The sequence below is a fragment of the Leucobacter sp. M11 genome (assembly GCF_035726885.1).
GTDB lineage: Bacteria > Actinomycetota > Actinomycetes > Actinomycetales > Microbacteriaceae > JAPFRB01.
In genome coordinates, this window is sequence record NZ_JAPFRB010000005.1 from 3,178 (window position 1) to 7,644 (window position 4,467).

A 4,467-nucleotide genomic window follows, 5' to 3' on the forward strand; every position below is an offset into this window, starting at 1 on the left:
GCCAACGAGATCGTCGACCACGAGCGGGTGCCGCAGCCCGGCGCCTTCCTGAACTACTGGAAGAAGAGCCCGGGCACCCTGCTGGGCCAGCCCTTCAGCCCCAGCCGCACCGGGCTCGCGACGAGCCTCACGGTGCTGATCGCCGCCCTGCCCCCGGAGGTGCTGCCCTTTGCGGGTGCCGCCGTGCACGCCTTCCCGGACGCCGACAACGTTGGCACGGTCTCACCGACGCCCATCGCGGGCGGGGTCGGGGTGGTTTCCCCCGCGGGCAGCCCGCCCGTCGACGGGAACTCGTGGGTCACCGTGACCTTCCCGGATCGCCCGCTGCTGTCCAGCGCCGAGCGGTACCTCCTCGTCATCGACGCGAACGACGGCTCCGGGGGCACCGTCTCGGTGCCGATCACGTTCGCGGACGCCACCGACCCGAACCGCTCCTCGTTCCTCCTGGAGCAGAACCCCGGCGGGTCCTGGGCCGAGGCCGGGACGATGGTCTCGTTCCTGTCCCTGCGGATGGCGGGCCCGATCACGCCCCCCGCGCCCACCGTCGATGAGCCGCTCTGCGACGTCGAGAAGACGCTCACCCTGCCCGACGCCGGGGAGGACGTTCGCTACGAGGTGACCGAGGCGGGCACGGAACGCACCGTGGTCGCGGTCGCCGCCCCGGGCGTGTCCTTCGCCGAGGGCGCGGTCACCGAGTGGCGTTTCGACCTCGCCGCGACCCCCTGCGGGGTCGTCGATCCCGAGCCGGACGTGATCGTGACGCCGCTCGCCCCCAGCTTCACCGAGCCCAGCTGCTCCGCGGCCGGCACGGTCACTCTGCCGACGCAGGAGGGGGTCGTCTTTGCCCAGGGCGACGCCGACGGCGTCACTCACGTCACGGCGACGCCCGAGCCCGGCTACGCCCTCGCCGAGGGGGCCGTGGCCGCCTGGTCCGCCTCGCTGGGGCAGCTCAGCTGCGTGCCCGTTGACCCGGGCACCCCGGGGCCGGGGCAGGTCACCACGCCGCCGCCCGGCACCCCCGGGCCGGGGCAGCTGGCGCAGACGGGACAAGCGGACTCGGGCCTCGGCGCTGGCGCGGTGGCCGCGGCCGTGCTCGCGCTCCTCGCCGGGGGCTGGCTGCTTCGCCGCCGACCGGGGGCCGCGCCGCGCTCAGCCTGATCGGCCTCCGGGCCCCGCGCCCAGCAGCAGGTCCACGATGGCTGACGGGTGCGCCGCCGGGGGGAACCCGGCGAGCACCCGAAACAGCGTGGAGCCGAGCAGCGCATCGGCGATCGCGTCGAGATTCGCCTCGGGGGAGAGCTGGCCCCGCGCCTGGCCCGCGCGCAGCCGCCTCATGAGCGCCCCGTAGTGCGGGGCCGTCAGGTGTTCGCTGAGTCGCAGGGATTCGGCCTCGGTTTCGGAGGCCGCCGCGGCGAGCGCCCGGATCAGGGCGCGGTGCTCGGGAATCCGCACGGACGCGGCGGCCTCCGTCACCCAATCGCGCAGGTCTGCCCCGAGATCGCCCGTGTCGGGGACGCCGTGCTCGGGCAGGCGCAGGTGACCATCGATGACCGCGTCCGCGACGATGAGCGATTTGCTCGACCACCAGCGGTAGATGGTCTGCTTGCCGCACCCGGCTCGGGCGGCGATGGCCTCGATCGTGACCCGGTCGTAGCCCGTCTCGGCGATCAGCTCGGCGGTGGCGGTGAGCACGGCGAGGCGGGTCGCCTCGCTGCGCGGCCGACCCCGGGGGAGTTGCGTCATTCCTCCATGCTAGGGGATATACTCTCATACTGAGACGGATCGTCTCGTTAATGCTGTCGGAGAGATGAGGGAGTCATGGCCGAGCCGGTTGTCGTCGTCGTTGGAGTGGGGGGCATGGGCGAGATGATCGCCCGCCGTCAGGGAACGGGCAAGCAGCTGCTGCTCGCGGACGTGAGCGAGGCGGCGCTTCAGCGCAGCGCCGAGACGCTGCGCGGGGACGGCTATCGGGTGCACACCCAGCCCGTCGACGTGTCCTCCGCCGAATCCGTCGCGGCCCTCGCCGCGACCGCACAGCGCTGTGGCCCGGTGACCCAGGTCGCGCACACCGCGGGGCTGTCCCCGGCGCAGGCCTCCGCCGAGGCGATCCTGCGGGTGGACCTGCTCGGCGTAGCCCACGTTCTCGACGCCTTCGGCGCGGTCATCGAGGCGGGCGGGGCGGGCGTCGTGATCGCCAGCATGGCGGGCTGGCTCTCCGCGGGGGCGTTCCCCGCCGAGCTGGAGGGGGCGCTGGCGGCGACCCCGACCGCCCAGCTGCTCGACCTGCCGCTCTGGGCGGAGCCGGCGTTCCAGGAGCCGGGCGCGGCCTACAGTCTGGCCAAGCGGGCCAATCAGCTTCGGGTGCAGGCCGCGAGCCTCGCCTGGGGCGCGCGCGGCGCGCGCATCAACTCGATCAGCCCGGGGGTGATCTCGACGCCGATGGGTCAGCAGGAGTTGGACAGCCCGAGCGGCGCGCAGATGCGTGCGATGGTGGCCGCCTCCGGCACGGGCCGACTCGGCACGCCCAGCGACATCGCCGACGCGGTGGCCTTCCTGCTGGGCGAGTCCGCCACCTTCGTGACGGGCACCGACCTGCTCGTGGACGGCGGCGTCGTCGCCGCGGTGCGCTCTGGCGCGCTCAGCCTCGGCTAGCCTGGTCGGGCAGCCCGAGCCCGCACCGCCGATTTCCGCCCACAATCCCGCGCCCGACCGGGAGGAGCTGTCATGAAACTGTCCCTCGTGCACCCCGAGCTGCGCCGCGGCTATCGCCTCATGCGTGCTGCGCCGGTGTCCCCGCCCTGGCTCCTTCGGCTCGTGCAGTGGGCCATGCCTCGGCTCCCAGAAGGATCCGTGCGTCCGGGGATCCGCCGTGAGGTGGTGCCCGCCGAGCCCGGGGGCGGGGTGCGGGTGTTCACCCCGTCCTCCGGGGGCAACGGCTCCGCGGTGCTCTGGATTCACGGCGGCGGCATGGTGATCGGCGCGGCGGCTCAGGACGACGACGCCTGCCAGCGCCTCGCCGAGCGCCTCGACGCGGTGGTCGTGTCTGCCGAGTATCGGCTCGCCCCGCGGCACCCGTATCCGGCCGCGGCGGACGACTGCGAGGCGGCGTGGCGCTGGCTCCTCGCGCAGGCCCCGGAGCGGGGGATCGACCCCGCGCGCATCGCACTCGCCGGGCAGAGCGCGGGCGGCGGCCTCGCCGCCACCCTCGCGCTGCGCCTCCGTGACGGCGGCGGGGTGCAGCCCGCGGCGCAGCTGCTCATCTACCCGATGCTGGACGACCGGACCGCCGCCGACCGCGGCCTCGATGCGGCGCGTCACCTGCTCTGGAGCAACCGGGCGAACCGGATCGGCTGGACCGCCTACCTCGGCCAGGCCCCCGGCGGCGACCGGGTTCCGGAGGGCGCGGTGCCCGCGAGGCGGAGCGACCTGGCGGGGCTGCCGCCGGCCTGGATCGGCGTGGGCGATATCGACCTCTTCGCGGCCGAGGACCGCGCGTTCGCCGCCGCGCTCAGCGCCGCCGGGGTCGACACCGTGTTCCAGACGGTGCCCGGGGCCCCGCACGCCTTCGAGGTGCAAAACCCCCGCAGCTCGGTGGCGCGGGCGTTCAGCGGGGACGCAGCGGACTGGCTCCGCACGCGGCTGGGCGGCGAGCAGCCCGGCCTCGGCTGAGTAGGCCGGGGCGGCCGGGGCGCTCGTCGCGTGACCCGCGCTTAGGCGTCGCGGCGCGCCGGCCGGAAGGGCACATCGTGCACCCGGGAGCCCGCGGTCCACTCGCGGACCCAGGCGGGTACCTCGCGGTCGTCGGGGGCCTCGCCCGCGATCGCCCGGATCTCCTCGGTGTCGACCGTGCCGCCCGCGCTGCGCAGGAAACGGGTCCGCACAATGGCGTGCGCGTAGACGGTTTCGCCGCGGCAGAAGGTCTGCTCCACGTACACCCAGCGCTCGTGGTACCCGAGGATGCGGGTGTAGAGGTCGAAGCGCTGCCCGAGCTTCAGGGAGCGCCGATAGGTGATCGTCTGCCCGGCGACCACGGGGTACCAGCCGAGCTGCTGGACGCGAGCCCAGAAGCCGGAGCGCACGAGCAGGTCCATCCGCCCGATGTCCATCATGGTCAGGTAGGTGCCGTTGTTGACGTGCCGGAGCAGGTCGAGGTCCGTCAGCGACACGCGCAGGGGCGTGCGCGAGGTGTCCCAGACGCTGAGCCGGGCACGCGTGCGCGCGCGAAGCCGGAGCAGGATGAGGCGCAGGTACATGTTCACGGGCGCGCCCCACGGGGAGTCGGGCGCGACGTGGGCGACCGGAACGGGCGCGGGAGGGCGAACGACATTGGTGCCTGCTTCCTGGGTTCGGGGAACTGAAGCCAGGCTACAATCGGAGCACCGCGGAAATCAAGCCGCAGCCCCGGGGCTGCCCGGGAGAACAGGACCGCAACCGTGTCACACGATGCCGCTCGCCCCGACGCTACTC

At 74.1% G+C, this 4,467-nt stretch carries 4 protein-coding genes and 1 pseudogene; 3 read left to right on the forward strand and 2 right to left on the reverse strand.

Going from position 1 to position 4,467, the window contains the following annotated elements; genetic code table 11:
• Positions 1 to 1,158 (forward strand): annotated as a pseudogene (locus OOT08_RS15235) (hypothetical protein); the annotation flags it as partial.
• Here the strand turns inward: OOT08_RS15235 and OOT08_RS15240 are convergent.
• Positions 1,150 to 1,743, reverse strand: a complete 594-nt coding sequence (locus tag OOT08_RS15240; RefSeq protein ID WP_325093693.1) for a TetR/AcrR family transcriptional regulator — start codon at positions 1,741 to 1,743, stop codon at positions 1,150 to 1,152. The pseudogene OOT08_RS15235 and the gene OOT08_RS15240 sit on opposite strands and share 9 nt — an antisense overlap.
• A gap of 75 nt (positions 1,744 to 1,818) precedes the next feature.
• Here OOT08_RS15240 and OOT08_RS15245 point away from each other — a divergent pair, with 75 nt between their 5' ends.
• Positions 1,819 to 2,652 (forward strand): SDR family oxidoreductase, encoded by an 834-nt coding sequence (locus OOT08_RS15245; protein WP_325093696.1) that lies wholly within the window; start codon positions 1,819 to 1,821, stop codon positions 2,650 to 2,652.
• A 72-nt stretch (positions 2,653 to 2,724) separates the two neighbouring features.
• Positions 2,725 to 3,669: an alpha/beta hydrolase gene (locus tag OOT08_RS15250; protein WP_325093698.1), complete on the forward strand. Its 945-nt coding sequence runs from the start codon at positions 2,725 to 2,727 to the stop codon at positions 3,667 to 3,669.
• A gap of 41 nt (positions 3,670 to 3,710) precedes the next feature.
• Here OOT08_RS15250 and OOT08_RS15255 read toward each other — a convergent pair whose 3' ends face one another.
• On the reverse strand, positions 3,711 to 4,253 hold the full coding sequence (locus OOT08_RS15255) for an acyl-CoA thioesterase (protein WP_325094009.1): 543 nt from the start codon (positions 4,251 to 4,253) through the stop codon (positions 3,711 to 3,713).
• Positions 4,254 to 4,467 lie beyond the last annotated feature (214 nt).

Bases quoted from the DNA above. Each gene is read 5' to 3' on its own strand.
- OOT08_RS15240 (WP_325093693.1), bottom strand. From the start codon at position 1,743: ATGACGCAACTCCCCCGGGGTCGGCCGCGCAGCGAGGCGACCCGCCTC.
- OOT08_RS15245 (WP_325093696.1), top strand. From the start codon at position 1,819: ATGGCCGAGCCGGTTGTCGTCGTCGTTGGAGTGGGGGGCATGGGCGAG.
- OOT08_RS15250 (WP_325093698.1), top strand. From the start codon at position 2,725: ATGAAACTGTCCCTCGTGCACCCCGAGCTGCGCCGCGGCTATCGCCTC.
- OOT08_RS15255 (WP_325094009.1), bottom strand. From the start codon at position 4,253: ATGTACCTGCGCCTCATCCTGCTCCGGCTTCGCGCGCGCACGCGTGCC.